2 protein-coding genes are annotated in these 1330 nt (G+C 55.8%); both read left to right on the forward strand.

Going from position 1 to position 1330, the window contains the following annotated elements; all coding sequences use genetic code 11:
* Positions 1-74 precede the first annotated feature (74 nt).
* Positions 75-368 (forward strand): transposase, encoded by a 294-nt coding sequence (locus AC1MEK_RS29815; RefSeq protein WP_480399842.1) that lies wholly within the window; start codon positions 75-77, stop codon positions 366-368.
* Positions 365-1228 (forward strand): IS3 family transposase, encoded by an 864-nt coding sequence (locus tag AC1MEK_RS29820; protein WP_480399843.1) that lies wholly within the window; start codon positions 365-367, stop codon positions 1226-1228. Before AC1MEK_RS29815 ends, AC1MEK_RS29820 begins: the two co-directional genes overlap by 4 nt.
* The last annotated feature ends 102 nt before the right edge of the window (positions 1229-1330 follow it).

Below are 1330 nucleotides of genomic sequence, written 5' to 3' on the forward strand. Positions count from 1 at the left end.
AAGGACTTGGTGGGCCTGTCCCGTGACAACGGACGCCAAGAAGCGATACTTCAATCGTTCACTTGGAGGTTGCCATGTCTATCAAAACCTATCGCAGCTACACCGAAGAGTTCAAAATCCAAGCTGTTGCCTTGGCGCAAACGCTCGGGAGAACCGAGGCTGCCCGACAACTTGAGATCCCCGTGAAGACCTTGGATAACTGGGTCGATGCCTCTCGCAAGGGCCATCCATTAAGCTCTCCCGAGCGACGGCCAGTCTCTAAAGACGATAGTGAACTGGCGCGACTCAGGGCTGAAAATGCCGAGCTCAAACTGGAGCGTGAAATTCTAAAAAAGGCGGCGGTATTCTTCGCCAGAGAGTCCAGGTGAGATACGCCTTCGTCGCTCGTGAACGGACTCAATATCCTGTGCGATTGCTGTGCCGGGTAATGGGTGTCTCAGTTTCAGGGTTCTACGACTATCAGCATCGACAAGGCCGTCCAGATCGCGATGCTCAGATTCGTATCGATTTGCGTGAGGCCTATGCGGCCAGCCGGAATACGTACGGCCGGCCACGACTCGTCGAAGCTCTGCGCCAACAGGCACATGCGGTGGGCCACAAGCGGGTAGCTCGGCTGATGCACGAGGAGCACATCCAGGGTAAAGGCAAAGGTGGTTTCCGGCCCTGTACGACCGATAGCCACCATTACCTACCCGTAGCGGACAATGTGCTGGCTCGACAGTTCTCTGCGAGCAGCCCTACACCCACCTGGGTCAGCGATATCACCTACGTCGCCACCCGGGAGGGCTGGTTGTATCTGGCAGTGGTATTGAGCATCCAGACCCGTCAGGTGCTGGGTTACAGCCTGGCGGATCGGATGCCGGACGATCTGGTTGAGCGAGCCTTCACAAACGCCTGGAGCGCATGCCTTGGGCTTTGTGGCGTTGTGTTCCACTCTGATCAAGGTCGTCAGTATGCAAGCAGCAAATTCCGCCTGGCACTGGCCAAAAAAGGCATCACGCAGAGCATGAGCCGCAAAGGTAATTGTTGGGATAACGCTGTGGCTGAAAGCTTCTTTGCCACGCTCAAGCGAGAAGAAGCCTGTCGGGTATACCCCAGCAAGCAGCAAGCCCACTTAGCGATCGCAAGCTACATCCACGGGTTTTACAACAGCAGTCGACTGCACTCAACGCTGGGCTATCGTTCACCGAACGACTATGCAAAAGGCTTGAGGAAGGCGGCTCAATAGCCAGCTTCTTGGCGTCCGTTGTCACGGGACAAGCCCATGGTTACTTGGTCCCTTCAAGTAACTCGACGAAGTCGAAACAGGTCTGACGTTAGGAAGAACGCT

The organism is Pseudomonas sp. 2, from assembly GCF_056627435.1.

Excerpts from the sequence above, each read along its gene's own strand:
- AC1MEK_RS29815 (WP_480399842.1), top strand. The coding sequence starts at position 75 with ATGTCTATCAAAACCTATCGCAGCTACACCGAAGAGTTCAAAATCCAA.